The organism is Microbacterium sp. LjRoot205 (assembly GCF_056175745.1).
Map to the genome: position 1 here is coordinate 1 of NZ_JBGFFH010000013.1, position 20,074 is coordinate 20,074.

Sequence of the window (20,074 nt, forward strand, 5' to 3'; positions counted from 1 at the left end):
GCGTGATCCTGTACGTCACTCGCCCTGGTGGCCTGGCTGAGAACCGCGGTGTGGCACTCGTCGCGAACCTCGGCGTCAACTTCTTCCGGCCGATCCCGTTCGTGCTCTTCGTCGCGGTTGCACAGCCCTTCGCCCGCGTGGTCGTCGGCACCGGCATCGGCACGACGGCCGGCGCGTTCATGATCGCGCTCGCGGCGTCCTTCGCGATCGGCCGCATCGTCGAGCAGCACCTCGTCTCGGTGCCGCCCGGCGTGATCGAAGCCGCGCGCTCTATGGGTGCCGGCCCCTGGCGCATCCTGTTCACCGTCGCGATCCCCGAATCCCTCGGGCCGCTCATTCTGGGTTACACCTTCATCGTGGTCGCGCTGATCGACATGACGGCGATGGCCGGTCTCATCGGCGGCGGTGGTCTCGGCGCGTTCGCCCAGATCTACGGCTTCCGGCAGTTCGAGCCTGTTGTCATGTGGACGGCCATCGTGCTGATCGTGGTGTTCGTGCACCTCGTGCAGATCCTCGGAACGAGGCTCGCGCGCAAGATCATGCGCCGCTGACGGGCGCTTCCTGCAGCGTGCGCGTCGTGGAGAACACCCTCGGCGCGCCGCTCAGCGGATCGATGAAGTGCAGTTCGCGCGCGAGCAGCTGCATGGGGTGATCGAAGTCATCCGGCCGCTCGCCGCGCAGCTCGGGATAGAACGGGTCGTTCAGGATGCCGAGGCCGAGAGCGGCGAGGTGCACCCGCAGCTGATGCATCTTGCCGCTGTGTGGGCGCAGCAGCGTGTGCACGACGCGCTCGTCGGCACCGAGCACCTCGATCAGCGTCTCGGCGTTGGGCTCGCGTTCGTCGTCGACCTGGACCTTCAGCTCGTTGCGCAGCTTCACGATGTGATTGCGGTAGACGAGGGGGAATCGCGCCGCCTCCCAGTCGGCCGGACGGGCGGAGACCGCCTCATAGACCTTCTGCACCTGTCGGGTCTCGAACAGCAGCTGGTACGGGCCTCTCGTGGCCGGACGCGCCGAGAACATCAGCACCCCGGCGGTCGCCCGATCGAGTCGGTGGATCGGTGCGAGCTCGTCGTTGCCGAGCAGGTTGCGGAGGCGGATCAGCGCGGAGTTCTGCAGGAACTTCCCGCCGGGGATCGTCGGGAGGAAGTGCGGCTTGTCGATGACCACCAGGTCGTCGTCCTGATGGATGACCTCGATCTCGACCGGCAGGCGCGTCTCGACGGGAGGATCACGGTAGTACCAGATGAACTCCTCGACGCCCAGGGGTGTGTCCCGCGCCAGGGGAGTGCCGTCGCGGGCCACGATCTCGCCGCGGTCGAAGCGGCTGAGCAGACCTTCGGGGTCGAGGTGGAAGAAGCGGTCGATCATGTAGGCGCCCACCGTCGGCCAGTCGCCGCTCATCGGAACGTGCAGGCGCGTGGCGCCGACGCCGTCGCGCACGGGAAGAGGGGAGAGCATCGCCATGTCGTCAGTTCCTCACGCGTCGAAACTGAGGCTCAGCTTGCGCAGCAGCGCAGCCAGGCGATCGCGGTCGCCGCGCGACAGGGCCCGCAGCAGGTCGTCCTCGACGTCGACCAGACGCGTGATCGCGGCATCCACCCGGATCCGCCCATCATCCGTGAGCGTCACGAGCACGCTGCGGCCGTCAGCAGGGTCGCCCTCGCGCCGCACGAAACGACGCCCGACGAGACGATCGATGCGATTGGTCATGGTGCCGCTCGACACCAGCGTCTGCTGAAGGAGCTGCTTGGGGGAGAGCTGGAAGGGCGCCCCGGCGCGGCGCAGCGCCGACAGCACGTCCCACTCCCAGGCCTCCAGATCGCTCCGGCGGAACACGTCGCGACGAGCGCGGTCGAGCAGCCGGGTCAGGCGATCCATCCGCGACAGCACCTCGAGGGGTGAGAAGTCGAGGTCGGGTCGCTGGGTGTTCCAGGCGCCGACGATCCGATCAACCTCATCCGCCTCAGTCATCCGTCCATTATCGCCGGTAGCACGCAGGCGGACATGGCAGACTTGACCCGCGGCTCCCTCGGGAGCAGCGGTCCGCCGTGGTGTAATGGCAGCACGACAGCCTTTGGAGCTGTTAGGTCTAGGTTCGAGTCCTGGCGGCGGAGCATGACTGGGAACAATCTCGCGATCATCATCCTCGCCGCAGGCCAGGGAACCCGCATGCGCTCGCGCCTGCCGAAGGTGCTGCACCCGATCGGCGGGCGCCCACTGGTGGGGCACGTCCTGACGACGGCAGGTCGCCTCGAGGCGGACCACGTCGAGGTCGTCGTGCGGCACGAGCGCGACCAGGTGGTCGCCGCCCTCACCGAGGACTACCCGGATGCCGTCTTCATCGACCAGGACGAGGTTCCCGGCACGGGCCGAGCGGTGCAGGTCGCGGTCGATGCGCTCCCTGCGGACTTCGACGGCGACGTGCTCGTGCTCTCTGGAGACTGCCCGCTCGCGGATGCCGACACGCTGCGCTCGTTCCTCGATGCGCACCGCGAGGCGGACGCCGAAGCGACACTCATGACCGCCGTCGTCGACGACCCGACCGGCTACGGCCGCGTCATCCGCGACGCAGACGGCGGTGTCGACCGAGTGGTCGAGCAGAAGGACGCCACGGCAGAAGAGGCCTCCGTCAGCGAGATCAACGCGGGCATGTACGTGTTCCGGGTCGCGACGCTGCGCAAGTACCTGCCGTCCGTCGGCGTGGACAACGCGCAGGGCGAGATGTACCTGACCGACGTTCCGGGGCTGCTCCGCCGCGACGGCAGCCGGGTGGCGGCATCCGTCGTCTCCGACGTCACGGTCACCTACGGCGTCAACGATCGCGCTCAGCTCGCCGAGGTCGGTCGTCTGCTCAACCGCCGGATCGTGCGGCGCTGGCAGCTCGAGGGCGTCACCGTGATCGACCCGGCGACGACCTGGATCGACGACGACGCCACCCTGGCGCCCGACGTCACGATCCTCCCGAACACACACATCCTGCGCGCCACGACGATCGCCGAAGGTGCCATCATCGGTCCCGACACGACCCTCGTCGACTGCGAGGTCGGTGAAGACGCGATCGTCCGCCGCACCGATGCCACGCTCGCGGTCATCGGCGCCGAGGCCACCGTCGGCCCCTTCTCGTTCCTGCGCCCTGGCACCGTCCTCGGGGCCCGCGGCAAGATCGGCGCTTACGTCGAGACGAAGAACGCCGAGATCGGCGAAGGCAGCAAGGTCCCGCACCTGTCGTACGTCGGCGATGCGACCATCGGTCGAGGCGTCAACCTCGGCGCCAGCACGATCACGGCGAACTACGACGACGTGAACAAGCACCGAACGATCGTCGAAGACGAGGTGCACACCGGGTCGCACACGACCCTCGTCGCGCCCGTTAGGCTGGGAGCCGGCGCCAAGACAGGTGCCGGCGCTGTCGTCCGCAAGGATGTCCCTGCCGGCTCCCTTGCCATGAGCGTCGCCCCTCAGCGCAACATCGAGGGTTGGGTCGAGAAGAACAGGGCAGGCACGGGCGCGGCAGACGCCGCAGCCCGATCCCGAGTGGCGGAGTAGGCAGAACGATGGCGCGCAAGAAGAAGACGGTCGATCTGGACAGGGACAACGGCATCGCTCCGGGTCTCGTAGCCAAGACCAAGAAGCGACTCGTGGTCGCCGGTGGTCGATCGCACCCCGCGCTGACCGCAGCGGTGGCCGCATCACTCGGAACAGAGGTCGTGCCGACCGAGCACCGCACCTTCGCATCCGGTGAGATCTACGCACGGTTCGAGGTGTCGATCCGAGGCTGCGACCTGTTCCTGATCCAGACCTTCGGCGAGCCGGTCAACGAGTGGCTCATGGAGACGCTCATCATGATCGACGCCGCGAAGCGCGCCTCCGCCAAGCGCATCACGGTCGTCGCCCCCTACTATCCGTACTCGCGTCAGGACAAGAAGGGCCGAGGCCGTGAGCCGATCAGTGCCCGCCTCGTCGCCGATCTGCTCAAGACGGCCGGTGCAGACCGCGTCATGAGCGTCGACCTGCACGCCGCCCAGATCCAGGGATTCTTCGACGGTCCTGTCGACCATCTCTTCGCCAAGCCCGTGCTGATGGAGTACTTCAAGAGCACGCTGAGCGCAGAGGACCGAAAGATCCTCACCGTCGTCTCGCCCGACATGGGTCGGGTCCGCGTCGCAGACACCTGGTCGGACAGCCTCGGGGCACCGCTCGCCATCATCCACAAGCGTCGCGACCCGAAGGTCGCCAACCAGGTCTCCGTGCACGAGATCGTCGGCACCGTCGAGGGGCGCACCTGCCTCCTCGTCGACGACATGATCGACACCGGCGGCACGATCGTGAAGGCGGCGCAGGCGCTGAAGGCAAGCGGTGCGCATCGCGTGATCGTCGCCGCGACGCACGCGATCTTCAGCGACCCGGCATCCGAGCGTCTGCAGGACGCGTCGATCGACGAGGTCGTGATCACCGACACCATCCCCCTGACCGAGTCGCGCCAGTGGGACAAGCTCACGATCCTCCCGATCGCCCCGCTGCTCGCCCGCGCGATCCACGAGGTCTTCGAAGACGGATCCGTCACGAGCATGTTCGGCGGCGACGCTTAGGCGACCCATACTTCGGACACAGCCCGCGCATAGATGCTGTCCCTACGGTCGAATCACACACACCGATCAAGGCCGGGAGGACCATCATGATCCGCACGACTGTACCGACTTCTGTTCGCAAGGGCGCAGCCCTGGCCGGCGTCGCAGGACTGCTCGTCCTCGCGGGGTGCTCCGGCACGGCTGACGCCGAAGACCAGCCGACCGACACCGGGACCGACACGAGCACCGAATCGACCGATTCCGGAGCGGCGGCCGGCGGCGACTACACCGACGGCACATACACCGCCGACGGCTCGTACCAGACCCCCGAGACGGTCGAGACGATCAGCGTGACCCTCACGGTCGCCGGCGGTCTGGTCACGGATGTCGAGGTGACCGGCGACCCGCAGGCCCGCGAGAGCGAGCAGTACCAGGGCGAGTTCATCGGCGGCATCGCGGATGAGGTCGTGGGCAAGTCCCTCGACGACATCGAGGTCAGCCGTGTGGCGGGCTCGTCGCTCACCAGTGGCGGGTTCAACGAGGCCGTCGAGTCGATCAAGGAGCAGGCCGCCGCCTGAGGCGCCTGACCACGGCATGACGATCTGGCGTTTCGACGCGATCGGCACACTCTGGGAGATCGAGACGTCGCACGAGCTCGGCGCGGACGACCGTGAACGCGTCGGGGCCGAGATCGAGCGATTCGACCGGGAGTGGTCGCGGTTCCGAGAGGACTCATCGGTCACCCGTGTCGGCCGAGACGGCGGCTCGATCTCGTCTCCCGATGCGGGCGCGATGCTCGATGCCTACCGCGACCTGTCGAGGGCGAGCTCCGGGGCGGTGAACCCGCTCGTGGCGGGGAGCTTGGATGCCCTCGGCTACGACGCGTCGTACTCGCTCGTCGCGAGCTCCCCGATCGCCGCCCCGGCAGACTGGACCGATCGGGTGCGCTGGACGGCGGGGGAGGCCACGGCATCCGCGCCGGCTCTTCTCGACGTCGGGGCACTCGGCAAAGGGCGTCTGGTCGATCTCGTGGCCGGGGTGCTCGCCGACGTGCCCGGTGACCTCGTGGTCGATGCCGGAGGTGATATGAGAGTCCGCGGAGACGTGGTGCGGGTCGGACTCGAGCATCCGTACGATCCGACGAAGGCGATCGGCGTGATCGAACTGCAGGATGCCGCGCTCTGTGCCTCGGCGATCAATCGCCGAGCGTGGGGTGATGGACTCCACCACGTGCTCGACGCTCGCACCGGGGTGCCGGTCCGCACCTGGGCGGCCACGTGGGCGATCGCCCCTGAGGCGATGCGAGCGGATGCCGTCGCGACCGCCCTGTTCTTCGACGGCGGCCCCGAGCTCGCCGCATCGTGGGGCGTCGAGTGGGTGCGCATGACGACCGACGGACGCGCCGAGCGTTCGCCGGGCTGCCCCGCACAGCTGTTCACCACCCGCCGATGAGGCATCGAAGTAGGGAAGAGTAGACCTGTGATCACTTCCATCACCGCGCTGCGGCAGCGGGTTCTCGCCTTGCTCGGCGGCATCTCCATGTACCGTCTGGTGCTGTTCGCCCTGCTCGCGCTGGGGCTCATCGCCGTGGTGCTGTCGGCTCTCGGCGTGATCGTCTCGCCGACACCGCTCGAGATCATCGCGTCCTTCGTCGTGCTTGCGTTGGTCATATCGCTGGTGGATGCGGCGGCCCAGCGCATCCTGCGGCTGCCGTGGCGCATCGAGTCTTCGCTGGTGACGGCACTGATCCTGCTCTTCGTGCTCCGCCCCGGCATCGAGCCGAACGCCCTGCTCGGGCTGGCCATCGCCGGAGTCGTGGCGAGCCTGTCGAAGTATCTGATCGTGTGGCGGGGTCGGCACGTCCTCAACCCCGCCGCCTTCGGTGCGGCCGTCGTGTCGATCCTCGGATCCTTCGGTGCCTTCGAGTGGCTCGGGACGTCCTCGTCGTGGTGGGTCGGCACACCGTCGCTCTTCGTCCCCGTCCTGATTCTCGGACTCGTCGTCCTCTGGCGCACCGAGAAGGTGCGCGTCGTCGTCGTCTTCCTCATCGTCGCGATCGCTGTCGCGATGCTGCGGCAGGCCGTGCAGGCTCAGGAGTTCTCGATCGCCTTCGATCCCGGTGCCGCTCTCTCGTTCGCGATCTTGCAGTCCCCGTTCCTGTTCCTCGGAGCGTTCATGCTCTCCGAGCCCCTGACTCTGCCGCCGCGCCGGTGGCAGCAGTTCTCGGTGGCGGTTCTCGTCGGAGCACTCGCCGGGTGGCCGATCGCGATCGGCGGCCTCTTCACCCTCGGGCAGGAGCGGGCGCTGCTCATCGGGAACCTGCTCGCGTTCGCCTTCGCGCTGCGAGGGTCGGTGCGGCTCGTGCTCGAGAAGCGGCAGTTCATCACGCCGACCGCTCAGGAGCTGACGTTCCGCGCACAGGGAAAGCTGAGATTCCTTCCGGGACAGTACCTCGAACTGGATGTGCCGCACGCCCGACCGGATGCCCGCGGAACCCGCCGTGAGTTCAGCATCGTCTCGGCCCCGGCAGACCTCCCGACGCTCCGCATCGCCTATAAGGACGGCGATCAGAAGCATCCGTCGAGCTACAAGCGCGCACTGGCTGCAGCGGAACCGGGCTCAGCTCTCGCCGTGACGGGCACGTGGGGCGACTTCCTCCTCCCGCGTTCGGAGACGCCCGTCCTGATGGTCGCCGCAGGCATCGGCGTGACGCCGTTCGTGTCGCAGCTGCGGCAACTCCAGCTCACGGAGCAGCAGCGTGACATCGTGCTGGTCTATGTGGCCTCCGACAGCTCGGAGCTGGCGTTCCGAGACGAGCTGGCCGCCACCGGCGCGCGCGTCATCGTCTTCACGCGCGAYGAGCCTGCGAACCTTCCGACGCACTGGACCTGGGCGCAGGGCGCGCGCCTCGACGCCGCAGGCCTCGAGCGTCACGTTCCCGACATCGGCGAGCGGCACTCGTACATCTCCGGTCCTCCGCGGCTCATCGCCGACCTCGCTCCCGCGCTGCAGAAGGCCCGCTCCCTCACGACAGACGCCTTCGCCGGATACYGAGCCGGGGTTCCGCTCGGCGTGCGTCTACTCCGAGGCATGTCCTGCGGGGTCAAAAACGCACCGGGATCGCCTGCTTCCGATGTTCTTTTGACCCCGCAGCCTTTGGGGACGGGACGTCAGTCGGTGGATGCAGTGGCCGGGCTCAGGGGGAGTCGCACCGTGAACGTCGTGTCGCCGGGTTGGCTGGCGACGGTGAGGTGGCCGCCGTGGCCCTCGACGATCGCTTTCGCGATGGCCAGTCCGAGGCCGGTGCCGCCGGTCTGCCGAGCGCGGGAGCTGTCGCCACGCGCGAACCGGGCGAAGAGCTCATCTCGCACGCCGGGGTCGATACCGGGCCCGTCGTCGTGCACCCGCAACACGGCCTCATCACCTTCGCGACTCACGCTGAGCGTGATCGAGGTGCCCGCGGGGGTGTGCGTCCGCGCGTTGGCGAGAAGGTTCGCGACGACCTGGTGCATCCGTCCGGCGTCGCCGACGATGACGATGGGCTCATCAGGAGCCTCGATGTTCCAGTGATGGTCTGCCGCAGTCGGGCGTGCGTCGGAGAGGCCCTCGAGCGCGAGCTGGGTCAGGTCGACAGTGCCGTAGACCAGCTCCCGTCCCTCGTCGAGACGGGCGAGCAGCAGCAGGTCCTCGACGAGGCGCGTCATGCGCAGCGACTGAGCCTGGATGCGCTCGAGCGACGTGGTGGTGCTCTCGACGGCCGCCTCGCCACCCTGTTGCTTCAACGCGCGCAGCGAGAGCTCGGAGTACCCGCGGATAGACGACAGCGGAGTGCGCAGCTCGTGGCTCGCGTCGGCGACGAACCGGCGCATCCGCTCCTCGTTCTTCTGACGCGAGGCGAGGGAGTCGTTGACGTGGTCGAGAAGCTTGTTCAGAGACGAGCCGACCAGGCCGGTCTCCGTGCGCGGATCGGCCTCCGATGCGGGAACGCGCTCGGTGATCTGCACTTCACCTCGGTCCAGGGGCTGATTCGCCACCCGGGTTGCCGTCGCCGCGACCGCGCGCAATGGTCTCAGCCCCACGCGGATGGTGATCGCCGTGGTGAGCGCCAACAGGATGAGGCCTCCGATCGTCGCCAGGGCGATCACTGTGAGCAGCGTCGTCAGCTGATTCTGGATCTCGGTCCGGGGGAGTCCGGTGACGACGTTGACACCGTTGGGCGCCTGCTTCGCGAAGACCATGTACGAGCCGAAGTCGTCGATGGTGACTGTCGCACTGGGCTGGCCGCCGAGTGCCGCGTCGATACGATCGAGGTCTGCGCTGGTCAGCTTCTGCGGAACGCCGCCCCATTCGTCTTTGGTGTCGGGGAAGAGCACTCCGCTGGTTCCGCCCTCCGTGCTGGACACCGCCAGCAGGAGTCCTGGGACGCGGGCGTCGTTGATCTCGAGGATGTTGTCCATGTTCGCGAACTGCGCGGGCACCCGGCTGACCCACTGTGTCACCGTATTCGAGTAACTGTGCAGGCGATCCTCGAGCTGTCTCTCCAGTGTGCTGCCGAGCAGAGCGCTGGTGATCACGGCGACGATCACGAGGATGAGCGAGACGAACCCGATCACGGCTGTCATCAGCCGTGTCTGCAGACTCATCGGTCGCCGAGCCATCCCCGTCAGGCTCACTGGGGCGCCTTGATCATGTAGCCGACACCTCGCACCGTGTGCAGCAGCGGGGTGCGCCCGGCGTCGATCTTCTTGCGCAGGTACGAGATGTACAGCTCGACGACCGACGACTTGCCGCCGAAGTCGTAGCTCCACACCCGGTCGAGGATCTGGGCCTTCGACAGCACTCGTCGCTCGTTGCGCATCAGGTAGCGGAGCAGCTCGAACTCGGTCGCGGTCAACTCGATCTCGGTGCCGTCGCGGACGACCTCGTGGCTGTCCTCGTTGAGGGTGAGGTCGGCGACGCGGAGGATCGACTGACCGTCGTCGGCCGTCGCGTGTCCGGTGCGGCGGATGATCGCGCGCAGTCGGGCGATCACCTCTTCCAGGCTGAACGGCTTCGTGACGTAGTCGTCACCACCGGCGGTGAGGCCGGCGACCCGGTCGCCGACGGCATCCTTCGCAGTGAGGAAGAGCACCGGCACGAGGCTGCCGGATTCGCGAAGGCGCCGCAGCACGGCCATGCCGTCGAGGTCGGGCATCATGATGTCGAGCACGAGCGCGTCGGGTTCGAATTCGCGCGCGACCTGCAGCGCCTCCAGGCCGGATGATGCGGTGCGCACCTCCCAGCCCTCCATCCGCAGGGCCATCGCGAGGAGATCGGTGAGCATCTGCTCATCGTCGACGGCGAGGATGCGCAGGGGGGAGCCGTCGGGGCGGCGCAGTTCGGGGAGATCGGAGCTCATGAGTACATTCTGCGGAATCACCTATGGGGTTTCTATGGAGAGCGCTATGCGTGGGCTGTGAGATCCGCCGGCCATAGTCTTCTCATCACTCCTCCCTCGAACTCGCAAAAGTCCGCTCCCTAGCGTCATCATCGGCCCGCGAACGGCGCGGCGGAAGGAGACACATGTACGGGACATATCTGCGGCGCGAGTTGGCAGGCCGCAAGAGACAGACGATGATCGTCGCGATCGGGCTCGCCATCGCGATCGCCCTGGTCATCGTCGTCAACGCGCTCACCGCGGGAGTGCGCGATGCGCAGGCCCAGGCACTGGAGTCGGTCTACGGCGTCGGAACCGACCTCACGGTCACCGGGGCCGCGGCTGAGCCGGGGGAGGGCGGTGGTCAGCGCTTCGACTTCGGATCGGAGGACGGAGCCACCGAAGGCGACACGACGACGTTGAGTCAGTCGACCCTGATGACGGACTTCATGCGCGGAACTCTCGACGCGACCGTGCTCGACACGGTGACGGCGACGGACGGCGTGACGGCGGCATCCGCTGCGCTCAGCCTCACGAACTCGACCTTCTCGGGTGAGCTGCCCAGCGGCGGCTTCGGAGCGCAGGACGGAACCGCTGAGGGCGCCGCTCCCACCGAGGGCGACGCACCGCCCCAGGGCGGCGCCGGTGGCGGCTCCTTCGGCGTCGAGTCGTTCACGGTGCTCGGCATCGATCCGGCCGTGACGTCGGTGGGTCCGCTCGCCTCGGTCGAGATCAGCGACGGCCGCGCTCTCGACAGCGATGATGCGGGTGCGCTCGTCGCCCTCGTCGACGTCACCTACGCGAGCACGAACGAGATCGCCGTCGGTGACACGATCGACGTCGCCGGTTCCGATGTCGAGATCGTCGGCATCGTGGCATCCACCTCCGACTCCGCCGACACCGCGGCCAACGTCTACCTGCCCCTCGACACGGCCCAGGAGCTCTCGGGTGCCGGAGACGTCGTCTCCACCGTCTACGTGCAGGCCGAGTCGGCGGCGTCCATCGACGCTGTGCAGACGGCACTCGCCGACGAGCTTCCCGATGCCACCATCACGTCGCAGTCCGAGCTCGCATCGACCGTCTCAGGGTCGCTGTCGAGCGCGACCTCGCTGATCACGAACCTCGGCACCTGGCTGTCGATCATCGTGCTCGCGGTCGCCGTGCTGCTCTCGGTGCTGCTGACGCTGTCTGGCGTCTCACGTCGCACGAGAGAGTTCGGCACCCTCAAAGCGATCGGCTGGTCCAACGGCCGTGTCGTGCGTCAGGTCGCGGGCGAGTCGATGGTGCAGGGACTCATTGGCGGCGCCGTAGGCCTGGTGCTCGGCATCACCGGGATCGTCGTCATCAACCTCGTGAAGCCGACGGTCGCCGCTGCTGCCGCGGGCACTGCCGAAGTCGGCCCCGGGGGAACGGGTGGCGGACCCACCGGAGGTGGTGGCATGTTCCAGACGCAACAGGCGGCCGACATCGTGCTGCAGGCCCCCTTCACCCCCTGGGTGCTGGTCGCGGCCGTCGGTCTCGCCGTGCTCGGTGGCCTCGTGGCCGGAGCGTTCGGCGGATGGCGGGCGGCACGACTGAGCCCTGCCGAGGCACTGCGTTCCGTCGCCTGACGGTTCACGAGACATCACAGACAGAGGAGAGACATCATGACCATCGCAGACATCGCCCCCACGGCGAACGGGACGGATGCCGCGGCGCCGATATACCGCGCGCAGGGCGTCACTCGCACCTACCGGCAGAAGGCAAGGACGGTGAAGGCGCTGACCGGTGTCGATCTCACCATCGACCCCGGCGAGTTCGTCACGATCCAGGGGCCCACTGGAGGAGGCAAATCGACGCTGCTGCAACTGCTGGGAGCGCTCGACAAGCCGTCTTCGGGGTCGCTGAAGCTCGGCGACATCGAGCTCGCCTCCGCATCCGCTCGTGAGCTCACTCGCATCCGGGCCGAGGAGATCGGCTTCGTATTCCAGGGATTCAACCTCATCCCGACCCTCACGGCTGCCGAGAACGTGAACATGGCGCTCGAGCCTGCCTCGCTGAGCCGCGCCGAGCGATCGGCCCGCGTGGCGCAGGCGCTCGCTCACGTCGGCCTCGACGACCGTGGTGACCACCTGCCGACCGAGCTCTCGGGCGGTCAGCAGCAGCGCGTGGCTATCGCCAGGGCGATCGTGAAGCGGCCTCGGGTGCTGCTGGCCGATGAACCGACCGGCAACCTCGACGAGAGCATGCGAGACGAGATCCTCACGCTGCTCGAGGGGCTGTGCGCCGAGGGGATCACCATGATCGTCGTCACGCACGACTCGGCGGTGGCTCGCCGGGCGACGAGGCGGCTGCGGCTCGCAAAGGGGACGGTGCAGGACATCACCAGGTGAGACAAGACGAAGGCCCCGGCGACACTCGCCGGGGCCTTCGTCATGCGTCAGAGAGCGCTCAGTGCGTGTCTTCGGCTTCGATCTCGGTGCGGTCGCCCGACCACTGCGTGTGGAACGTGCCCGGCTTGTCGATGCGCTTGTAGGTGTGCGCACCGAAGAAGTCGCGCTGTCCCTGCACGAGGGCGGCCGGGAGGCGGTCGGCGCGGATGCCGTCGTAGTACGACAGCGACGACGAGAACGCCGGAGCGGGGATGCCGGCCTGAGCCGCCGCGACCACGACGCGACGCCACGGCGCCTGCGCGCGGGTGATCGCCTCAGTGAAGTAGGGAGCCGTCAGCAGCACGGGCAGGCCGGGCTCTGCGGCGTAGGCGTCGGCGATGCGGTTGAGGAACTGCGCACGGATGATGCAGCCGCCGCGCCAGATCTTGCTGATCGCACCGAGGTCGATGTTCCAGCCGTACTCTGCCGCGCCCGCGCGGATCTCGTCGAAGCCCTGCGAGTAGGCGACGATCTTCGAGGCGTAGAGCGCGAGACGCACGTCCTCGATGAACGCGGCCTCGTCGGCGACGGTGAACGCGTCGTCAGGGCCGGGAAGAGAGCCTGCGACCTCGCGCTGCTCGGGGTGCGAGGACAGCGATCGGGCGAAGGTGGCCTCGGCGATACCCGACACCGGCACGCCGAGCGAGAGGGCGGTCTGCACGGTCCATGCACCGGTGCCCTTGGCCCCGGCCTGGTCGAGGATCACGTCGACGAGCGGCTTGCCGGTCTCGGCATCCACCTGGCGCAGCACCTCTGCGGTGATCTCGATCAGGTACGACTCGAGCTCGCCCTTGTTCCACTCGGCGAAGATCTCGGCGATCTCGGCGGGGGACTTGCCCGTGCCGCGACGGATGAGGTCGTAGGCCTCGGCGATCAGCTGCATGTCGGCGTACTCGATGCCGTTGTGCACCATCTTGACGAAGTGGCCCGCGCCGTCGTGGCCGACGTGCGTGACGCACGGCTCGCCCTCGGCGATCGCGGCGATCGACTTGAGGATCGGGCCGAGGGTGATCCAGGACTCGTCCGAGCCGCCGGGCATGATCGACGGGCCCGTGAGCGCGCCCTCTTCGCCGCCCGAGATGCCGGCGCCGACGAAGTTGATGCCCGTCTCGCGGACGGCCTTCTCGCGGCGGATCGTGTCGGGGAAGTACGCGTTGCCGCCGTCGACGATGATGTCGCCCGGCTCGAAGACCTCGACGAGCGAGTCGATCACGGCGTCGGTCGGGCCGCCGGCCTTGACCATGATGATCGCCGTGCGCGGCTTCTGCAGCGAGTCGGCGAACTCCTGGTACGTCTTGGCCGGGATGAAGCCGGCCTCAGGGTGCTCGGAGACGAGCGTCTCGGTCTTCTCGTAGCTGCGGTTGAAGATCGCCACCGTGTTGCCCTCGCGGCTGGCGAGGTTGCGGGCGAGGTTCGAACCCATGACGGCGAGTCCGACGACTCCGATGTTCGCTGATGCTTCGGGCACAGATGGCTCCTAGATCGAGAAGAAGGGGATGCTCCCAGATTATCGCGGCGTCCGGGGTGGTGTTCCCGTGTGACGGGTGGTGTCGGACGCGAGGAGGTCAGTCCTTGCGGTACCCCGAGCGCCCGAGCGAGAACAGAGCCGCGAAGGTGAAGCCTGCGGCGCACACGGTCATCGCGCCGATGAGCCAGGCGATCGCGTGGGAGAAGAAGACGCCGTCGAGCATGTGGGAACTCCATGTTCTGCAGAGAGGGGATCGGTGTTCTCAGCCTATCGGCTCATCCGGTACCATGAGAGGAGTACCTCGGCGAGGGATGCTTCTGCGCGTGCGCTGGCATCCGTTATCGACGCGGCGAAGCAAGCCGGTGGCTTTCCTCACGTGTCTGCGTTCGAGAACAATTCCAAGACCACCGCGTAGCTGTCGCTGCGTGCCCCGAAGGAGAACCCCATGTCCGAAGACACCAAGGTCAAGGCCGAGCTCCGCGAGAGCTTCGGCAAGGGCTTCGCCCGTCGTCTGCGCGCCGCAGGCAAGATCCCCGCCGTCATCTACGGTCACGGCACCGACCCCGTGCACGTCGCACTGCCCGGCCACCAGGTCTCGCTGATCATCCGCCGCGCGAACGCGCTGCTCGAGCTCGACATCGACGGCAAGGACCAGCTCGCCCTCGTCAAGGATGTCCAGCGCGACCCGGTGCACCAGATCATCGAGCACATCGACCTGCTGGTCGTTCGCAAGGGCGAGAAGGTCACGATCGACGTTCCCGTCATCGTCACCGGAGAGCCGGCTCCCGGCACGATCGTCAACCAGGACGCGAACACGATCTCTATCGAGGCCGAGGCCACGCACCTGCCGCAGAACGTCGAGGTCTCGGTCGAGGGTCTCGAAGAGGGCGCGCACATCACCGCCGCCGACGTCACGCTCCCCAAGGGCTCGACGCTGCTGACCGACCCCGAGGTGCTCGTCGTCGCGATCGCGATCCCGGCCGAGGAGTCGCTCGGTGAGGACGAGGCCGGAGCCGACGAGGCTTCCGCCGAGGAGGCTCCCGCCGCGGAGTGATCTCCGCAGGCGCAGCGCACAGCTGACTGCATCACAGAGGGGGCGCGAGCAGATCGCGCCCCCTCTGTCGTATCCTGACCCGGGCACCGCGAAGGGCCCGCATGCGAGAGGACGATCACATGGCATCCACCTGGCTCGTGGTGGGGCTCGGCAACCCCGGCCCGCGATACGAGGCCACGCGCCACAACATCGGCCAGATGGTCGTCGACGAGCTCGCCTCGCGCCGTGGCGAGAGCTTTCGCGAGCACAAGGGCGGGGCGCGTGTCGTCGAGACCTGGGTGCGTCCGGGCGGTGACAAGCTCGTGCTCGCCAAGCCCAACACGTTCATGAACGTCTCCGGCACTCCGGTGGCGGCTCTCGCTCGCTTCTACTCGGTGCCGCCGGAGCAGGTCATCGTCGTCCACGACGAACTCGACATCCCCTTCGACACCGTCAAGCTCAAGATCGGCGGAGGCCACGGCGGACACAACGGGGTGCGCGACATCGCCCGCGCCCTCACCACGCCGGAGTTCCCGCGGGTGCGCGTCGGCATCGGTCGCCCGGTGGGCCGACAGGACCCCGCCGATTGGGTGCTCTCGCCGTTCAGCAAAGACGAGCGCGCGAATCTGCCGATTCTCGTGTCAGACGGGGCGGACGCGGTCGAGCTGCTCGTCGAGGAGGGCCTGCTCTCCGCGCAGCAGAAGCACCACGCGCCACGCTGATCCGAACGAGGTGCGGTCGTCGCACCGCTTCGTTACGGCAGGAAGCCGGTCGCGGTGCCGGTCGACAGGGTGACCAGCAGGACGACCCAGAAGATGATCGGGCCGAGCACCGCGACGACGAGTGCAGTGATGCCCGCGCCGCGCGCCTGCGTCTTGCGAATCGCGATGATGCCGATGACGATGGCGGCGATGCCGAGGATCGTCCCGGTCCAGAACGAGATCTCCGCCCACAGCACCTGGTCACGCGCGGGCGAGAGGACCGACAGGAAGTCGGGATCGGTCGTGTCGAGACCGCCCGGGAGACGACGACCGATATCGAAGCCTGCGACTCCGGCGACGATCGGCGTGACGACAGCGGCCACGATCGCCAGGATCAGCGCCAGGATGCCCATCAGCCCGGACTTCTTCTCCCCGGTGATCGGCGCCTGATACGCGCCTGCGGGCGCCGTGTAGCCACCGACCGGAACCTGGTAGGCGCCGGGAGGAGCTGCCTGGTAGGTCGGTGCGCCGGGCTGCTGACCCGCGGGATGCGGGTACACGGGGGCGCCCGTCGGTGCCGGGTATGCGGGTGCGGGCAGACCGGCGGAGAACGGCTGGGTCGGGGCGGCGGGAGCGGGGAAGGCCTGTTCGCTGTGTGCGGCGGGAGCCGCGGGGGGTGCGCCCTGGTAGACGGGAGGCGCGCCCTGGTGCGCGGGCGGAGCCGGAGGCGTCGAGTACGAAGGCGGTGCGGGCGGCGCCGGCGTCGAGATCTGCGGCGCCGGTGACGAGACGGGCGATGCGAACTGCGGCTGCTCCTCGTCCGACCGGGGCACGGGAGGCACAGGGGGGACGGCACCGGACGGGGGCTGCTGCGGATCAGTCACGCCCCCATCCTATGGCTGTCGAGGTCAGACGCGACGAAGCAGTCCGACCCGGTCGTAGACCGCTCCGAGGGTCGCGTCGGCGACGGCATCCGCGCGCGCGGCGTTCTGCGCGAGGATCCGATCGAGCTCGGCCGGGTCATCGAGAAGTTCGAGTGCACGAGCACGCACGGGTTCGAACTCGTTCACGACCACTTCGGCGAGCCCCTTCTTGAAGTCGCCGTAGCCGCGGCCCGCATACTCGTCTTCGATCGAGGGAACCTGTCGTCCTGAGAGCGCCGCGTAGATGGTCAGCAGATTCGATACGCCGGGCTTGCTCTCGCGATCGAAGCGGACCGAGCCTTCGTTGTCGGTCACCGCGCGCATGATCTTCTTCGCCGACTTCGCCGGGTCGTCGAGCATCCACAGCACGCCTGCGTCGCTCTCTGCCGACTTCGACATCTTCGACGTCGGGTTCTGGAGGTCGTAGATGCGCGCCGTGTCCTTCTGGATCACGGGTCGCGGCACGACGAACGTCTCTCCGAACCGCGAATTGAAGCGCTCGGCCAGGTCTCGCGTGAGCTCGACGTGCTGCTTCTGGTCATCGCCGACAGGCACGACGTCGGTCTGGTAGAGCAGGATGTCGGCGGCCATCAGCACCGGGTAGGTGAACAGGCCGACGCTCGTCGCGTCGGCACCGTAGCGCGCGGACTTGTCTTTGAACTGGGTCATGCGGCCGGCTTCACCGAAACCCGTGATCGTCGAGAGGATCCAGGCGAGCTCCGCGTGCGCGCGGACGTGCGACTGCACATACAGCGTCGACAGCGAGGGCTCGATGCCCGCGGCGATGTACTGGGCGGCGGTCCGGCGGGTCTTCTCACGCAGCTCCGCGGGGTCCTGTGCGACCGTGAGTGCGTGCAGGTCGACCACCGAGAAATACGCGTCGTACGAGCTCTGCAGGTCCCGCCACTGCAGGAGCGCTCCGATGTAGTTGCCGATCTGCAGAGAGTCGGCGGAGGGCTGCATTCCTGAGTAGAGGCGAGGTTTCGTCACGGTATCAATCCTATGGGGGTGGTGGTGGTCCGCGAGCCGGCGGGGGAGACTCGCTCCATGACGACTGCTCCGGATGCCGCCGGCGCCGACGAGGAACGCGGCGATGGCGTCTCTCGCATCATCGGAGTCGTGCTCACGGTGCTGTTCGGCGCACCGTTCGTCCTGCTCGCGTGGGTGGCGCTGAGCAGCCGGTTCGGATGGACGAGAGGCGACCCGCATGGCTATGGGATCATCTTCGGCACGTTCCTCGCGCTCATCGCCGGCATCCTCGTCGCGATCGCGGTGCCGCTCGTGTTCCCTCGCGCACTCCGGGGCACGGCCTACCTGTGGAGCATGCTCGGATACCTCGCGGTCGCGGCCGCACTGGTCGTCGCTCTTGTCACGGCCTGATCGCACCCAGATCCAGACCGAGACCGCGACCCGGACAGCAGGCAGTCGGTGCGCGAGAGGTCAGTAGCTGTAGTCGACCACGACCGGAGCGTGGTCGCTCCAGCGCTGGTCGTACGCGGCTGCGCGGACGACGTGATAGGCCGTGACCCGCTCGGCGAGCGCGGGAGTCGCGAGGTGGTAGTCGATGCGCCACCCCGAATCGTTGTCGAATGCCTGACCGCGCATCGACCACCACGTGTACGGCCCGTCGACCTCACCGTGGAACACGCGCCCGACGTCGACCCAGCCGAGACCGGTGCCGGTCGAGCCGTCTGCGGACTCGACCGTCTCGCCCGCCGCTCCGAGGAACCGGTCGAAGTACGCGCGCTCGCGGGGGAGGAAACCGGCCTTCTTGCGGTTGCCCCGCCAGTTCTTGATGTCGAGTTCGCGATGGCCGACGTTCAGGTCACCGGTCACGAGAGCGAGCGCGCCGTCATCATCGCCGAGGTCCGCGAGACGCACACCGAACGCATCGAGGAACTTCCACTTCTCCTCCTGCTTCGGAGTGTCGGCCTCGCCGCTGTGCACGTAGGCGCTGACCACCGTGAGCGGGCGGTCTCCGATGAGGAAATCAGCTTCGATCCAGCGTCCCTTCGAATCGAAGTCGTCGTCGCCGAACTCGGTGCGGGAGGCGATGGCCGGCACGCGGCTCGCGATCGCCACGCCGGCGCGTCCCTTGGCCGTGGCCTCGTCGTGCACGAACGTCCATCCGGGAAGCGCGGCCTCGAGGTGCTCGTCCTGCCCGCGGACCTCCTGCAGCGTCAGGATGTCGACGTCGGCCGCATCGAGCCAGCTGCTCATACCGTTGCGAGCCGCCGCTCGGATTCCGTTGACATTGACCGAGGCGATACGCAGATGAGGCATGCTCACCAGCCTAACGAGGGCCGCCGACATCCTTGGACGGACGCTGCAGATCGGCCAGCAGACGCTGGGCGAAGGCGGAGCTCGCATCGACGGGCGGGGGAGCGGAGGCCTCCAGGTCGGCGAGCTCCTGCTCCGTCGCATGCACGGCCCTGGCGGCGGCCCAGGCGCGGTACCACGGAGCCGTCTCGCGAGCCTCGTGCGCCTCGCGCACGCGGATGCGGGCTGCTGCCACCAGGGTCTGGTGTTCAGCCGCCCGCCGCTCCGCGTCGGACTGAGCCAGCAGCGGCAGGTCACGATCCTTCGCCGCGACGGCGATCCACGAGGAGGCGACCAGCATCACCACGCCGTTCACCCTGAACCACAGCAGCAGACCGATGAAGATCGCGAACGTGGCGAGCAGCGGATTCGTCGGCGTGTAGCTCAGCAGGAATCCCGCGCCGAACTGGAGGATCGTCATCGCCCCGCCGCCGAGGAGCGCGCCCGGCCAGATCGTGCTCCAGTGCAGGGATGTGCCGGTGAGGAAGCGCACCATCGCCGCGAGTGCGCCCGACAGCAGCGCGAAGGACACGAGCACGGTGCCGATCCGGATGCTGGTGAGGCCGTCGAGGGCGGATCCCCATCCCAGCAGGCTCAGGATCCAGCTCATCGCGACCGCGCTGGCGGAGCTGAGCAGTGAACCGGCGATCAGCGACGCTCCGAAGATCAGCGCGGCGAGAAGATCCCTCGCCTTCAGGATGACGTAGCTGCGACGGTCGGGCGGCAGGCCGAAGATGTCGCGCGTCGCGCGTCGCGAGAACGTCACCCAGCCGATGGCCGTCCAGATCACGGTTCCGAGCGCGATCAGACCGGTGATGCTGAGCAGCCCGGTCGTGCTCGCAGCGATCTCCTGCACCTGCTGCGGGGTGAACACCCCGCCCTCGTCCTGGATCAGGTTGGGGATGTAGCTGTTGATGATGTCGATCATGCCGTCGACCGCTTCGGTGCTGCCTCCGAGCCAGAGACCGGCGATGGCGAAGGCGAGATAGATCGCCGCGAAGATCGCGAACAGCGCCTGGTAGCTCACGCCCGCTGCGAGGAGGAACCCGTTGTGCTGCAGGAAGTGACGCCACACGCGCACGGGGAACAGCCCGAGCGTGCGCTGGGTCAGTGCGGTGGCCCGTTCGACGGCCGCGTCGAGGCGGCGGGGCTCGCTCTCGGCGCCAGCAGGATCAGACACATCCTCACCCTATCCACACAGAGAGAACGGGCGGACTCCGTGAAGGAGCCCG

At 68.0% G+C, this 20,074-nt stretch carries 20 protein-coding genes, 1 tRNA gene and 1 pseudogene; 12 read left to right on the forward strand and 10 right to left on the reverse strand.

The window, feature by feature from the left end; genetic code table 11:
• A partial coding sequence (locus tag AC04ME_RS18390) for a methionine ABC transporter permease (RefSeq protein ID WP_475436499.1) occupies positions 1 to 551 on the forward strand: 551 nt, incomplete at its 5' end.
• Here AC04ME_RS18390 and AC04ME_RS18395 read toward each other — a convergent pair.
• A complete protein-coding gene (locus tag AC04ME_RS18395; protein WP_197065946.1) occupies positions 538 to 1,461 on the reverse strand; it encodes a pseudouridine synthase in 924 nt (307 codons plus the stop codon). The two genes, AC04ME_RS18390 and AC04ME_RS18395, sit on opposite strands and share 14 nt — an antisense overlap.
• An 18-nt stretch (positions 1,462 to 1,479) precedes the next feature.
• Positions 1,480 to 1,974: a MarR family winged helix-turn-helix transcriptional regulator gene (locus AC04ME_RS18400; protein WP_042537429.1), complete on the reverse strand. Its 495-nt coding sequence runs from the start codon at positions 1,972 to 1,974 to the stop codon at positions 1,480 to 1,482.
• Positions 1,975 to 2,045: 71 nt separating this feature from the next.
• Here AC04ME_RS18400 and AC04ME_RS18405 point away from each other — a divergent pair.
• The 6 genes and pseudogenes from AC04ME_RS18405 to AC04ME_RS18430 form a co-directional block, all read left to right on the forward strand.
• A tRNA-Gln gene (locus AC04ME_RS18405) sits at positions 2,046 to 2,117 on the forward strand.
• A 1-nt stretch (position 2,118) separates the two neighbouring features.
• Positions 2,119 to 3,549 (forward strand): bifunctional UDP-N-acetylglucosamine diphosphorylase/glucosamine-1-phosphate N-acetyltransferase GlmU, encoded by a 1,431-nt coding sequence (gene glmU / locus AC04ME_RS18410; RefSeq protein WP_475436500.1) that lies wholly within the window; start codon positions 2,119 to 2,121, stop codon positions 3,547 to 3,549.
• A gap of 8 nt (positions 3,550 to 3,557) precedes the next feature.
• Positions 3,558 to 4,592: a ribose-phosphate diphosphokinase gene (locus AC04ME_RS18415; protein WP_042537432.1), complete on the forward strand. Its 1,035-nt coding sequence runs from the start codon at positions 3,558 to 3,560 to the stop codon at positions 4,590 to 4,592.
• Between the two features lie 86 nt (positions 4,593 to 4,678).
• Positions 4,679 to 5,149: an FMN-binding protein gene (locus AC04ME_RS18420; RefSeq protein WP_475436501.1), complete on the forward strand. Its 471-nt coding sequence runs from the start codon at positions 4,679 to 4,681 to the stop codon at positions 5,147 to 5,149.
• 16 nt (positions 5,150 to 5,165) lie between these two features.
• Positions 5,166 to 6,023, forward strand: coding sequence for an FAD:protein FMN transferase (locus AC04ME_RS18425; protein WP_475436503.1), 858 nt, complete (start codon positions 5,166 to 5,168; stop codon positions 6,021 to 6,023).
• A gap of 1,233 nt (positions 6,024 to 7,256) precedes the next feature.
• Positions 7,257 to 7,553: pseudogene (locus AC04ME_RS18430) on the forward strand (ferredoxin--NADP reductase); the annotation flags it as partial.
• Positions 7,554 to 7,741: 188 nt separating this feature from the next.
• On the opposite strand, the gene AC04ME_RS18435 reads toward AC04ME_RS18430, so the two are convergent.
• A complete protein-coding gene (locus tag AC04ME_RS18435; protein ID WP_455905231.1) occupies positions 7,742 to 9,214 on the reverse strand; it encodes a sensor histidine kinase in 1,473 nt (490 codons plus the stop codon).
• A 26-nt stretch (positions 9,215 to 9,240) separates the two neighbouring features.
• The gene (locus AC04ME_RS18440; RefSeq protein WP_042540306.1) at positions 9,241 to 9,969 is read right to left on the reverse strand and encodes a response regulator transcription factor; all 729 of its coding nucleotides are present in this window, start codon (positions 9,967 to 9,969) and stop codon (positions 9,241 to 9,243) included.
• A gap of 164 nt (positions 9,970 to 10,133) precedes the next feature.
• On the opposite strand from AC04ME_RS18440, the gene AC04ME_RS18445 reads away from it, so the two are divergent.
• Both AC04ME_RS18445 and AC04ME_RS18450 read left to right on the forward strand, forming a co-directional pair.
• Positions 10,134 to 11,597, forward strand: coding sequence for an ABC transporter permease (locus tag AC04ME_RS18445; RefSeq protein WP_475436505.1), 1,464 nt, complete (start codon positions 10,134 to 10,136; stop codon positions 11,595 to 11,597).
• 36 nt (positions 11,598 to 11,633) lie between these two features.
• Positions 11,634 to 12,359, forward strand: coding sequence for an ABC transporter ATP-binding protein (locus tag AC04ME_RS18450; RefSeq protein ID WP_475436507.1), 726 nt, complete (start codon positions 11,634 to 11,636; stop codon positions 12,357 to 12,359).
• A gap of 58 nt (positions 12,360 to 12,417) precedes the next feature.
• Here AC04ME_RS18450 and gndA read toward each other — a convergent pair whose 3' ends face one another.
• Both gndA and AC04ME_RS18460 read right to left on the reverse strand, forming a co-directional pair.
• Positions 12,418 to 13,866 carry an NADP-dependent phosphogluconate dehydrogenase gene (gene gndA, locus AC04ME_RS18455; protein WP_042540310.1) on the reverse strand — a complete coding sequence of 483 codons (1,449 nt, stop codon included), beginning with the start codon at positions 13,864 to 13,866 and terminating at the stop codon, positions 12,418 to 12,420.
• Between the two features lie 97 nt (positions 13,867 to 13,963).
• Positions 13,964 to 14,089, reverse strand: coding sequence for a hypothetical protein (locus tag AC04ME_RS18460; RefSeq protein ID WP_256381367.1), 126 nt, complete (start codon positions 14,087 to 14,089; stop codon positions 13,964 to 13,966).
• Positions 14,090 to 14,311: 222 nt separating this feature from the next.
• On the opposite strand from AC04ME_RS18460, the gene AC04ME_RS18465 reads away from it, so the two are divergent.
• Both AC04ME_RS18465 and pth read left to right on the forward strand, forming a co-directional pair.
• Positions 14,312 to 14,920 carry a 50S ribosomal protein L25/general stress protein Ctc gene (locus tag AC04ME_RS18465; protein ID WP_042540311.1) on the forward strand — a complete coding sequence of 203 codons (609 nt, stop codon included), beginning with the start codon at positions 14,312 to 14,314 and terminating at the stop codon, positions 14,918 to 14,920.
• 119 nt (positions 14,921 to 15,039) lie between these two features.
• Positions 15,040 to 15,621, forward strand: a complete 582-nt coding sequence (gene pth, locus AC04ME_RS18470; protein WP_042540313.1) for an aminoacyl-tRNA hydrolase — start codon at positions 15,040 to 15,042, stop codon at positions 15,619 to 15,621.
• Between the two features lie 32 nt (positions 15,622 to 15,653).
• Here the strand turns inward: pth and AC04ME_RS18475 are convergent, their stop codons facing one another.
• Both AC04ME_RS18475 and trpS read right to left on the reverse strand, forming a co-directional pair.
• Positions 15,654 to 16,484 (reverse strand): hypothetical protein, encoded by an 831-nt coding sequence (locus AC04ME_RS18475; protein WP_475436510.1) that lies wholly within the window; start codon positions 16,482 to 16,484, stop codon positions 15,654 to 15,656.
• Between the two features lie 24 nt (positions 16,485 to 16,508).
• Positions 16,509 to 17,513, reverse strand: a complete 1,005-nt coding sequence (gene trpS / locus AC04ME_RS18480; protein WP_079113214.1) for a tryptophan--tRNA ligase — start codon at positions 17,511 to 17,513, stop codon at positions 16,509 to 16,511.
• A gap of 57 nt (positions 17,514 to 17,570) precedes the next feature.
• On the opposite strand from trpS, the gene AC04ME_RS18485 reads away from it, so the two are divergent.
• Positions 17,571 to 17,903 carry a hypothetical protein gene (locus AC04ME_RS18485; RefSeq protein WP_042540332.1) on the forward strand — a complete coding sequence of 111 codons (333 nt, stop codon included), beginning with the start codon at positions 17,571 to 17,573 and terminating at the stop codon, positions 17,901 to 17,903.
• Positions 17,904 to 17,963: 60 nt separating this feature from the next.
• Here the strand turns inward: AC04ME_RS18485 and AC04ME_RS18490 are convergent, their stop codons facing one another.
• The gene (locus AC04ME_RS18490; protein WP_194285948.1) at positions 17,964 to 18,806 is read right to left on the reverse strand and encodes an exodeoxyribonuclease III; all 843 of its coding nucleotides are present in this window, start codon (positions 18,804 to 18,806) and stop codon (positions 17,964 to 17,966) included.
• A 10-nt stretch (positions 18,807 to 18,816) separates the two neighbouring features.
• Complete coding sequence (locus AC04ME_RS18495; protein WP_042540319.1) at positions 18,817 to 20,022, reverse strand: YihY/virulence factor BrkB family protein; 1,206 nt, start codon at positions 20,020 to 20,022, stop codon at positions 18,817 to 18,819.
• Positions 20,023 to 20,074: the final 52 nt, after the last annotated feature.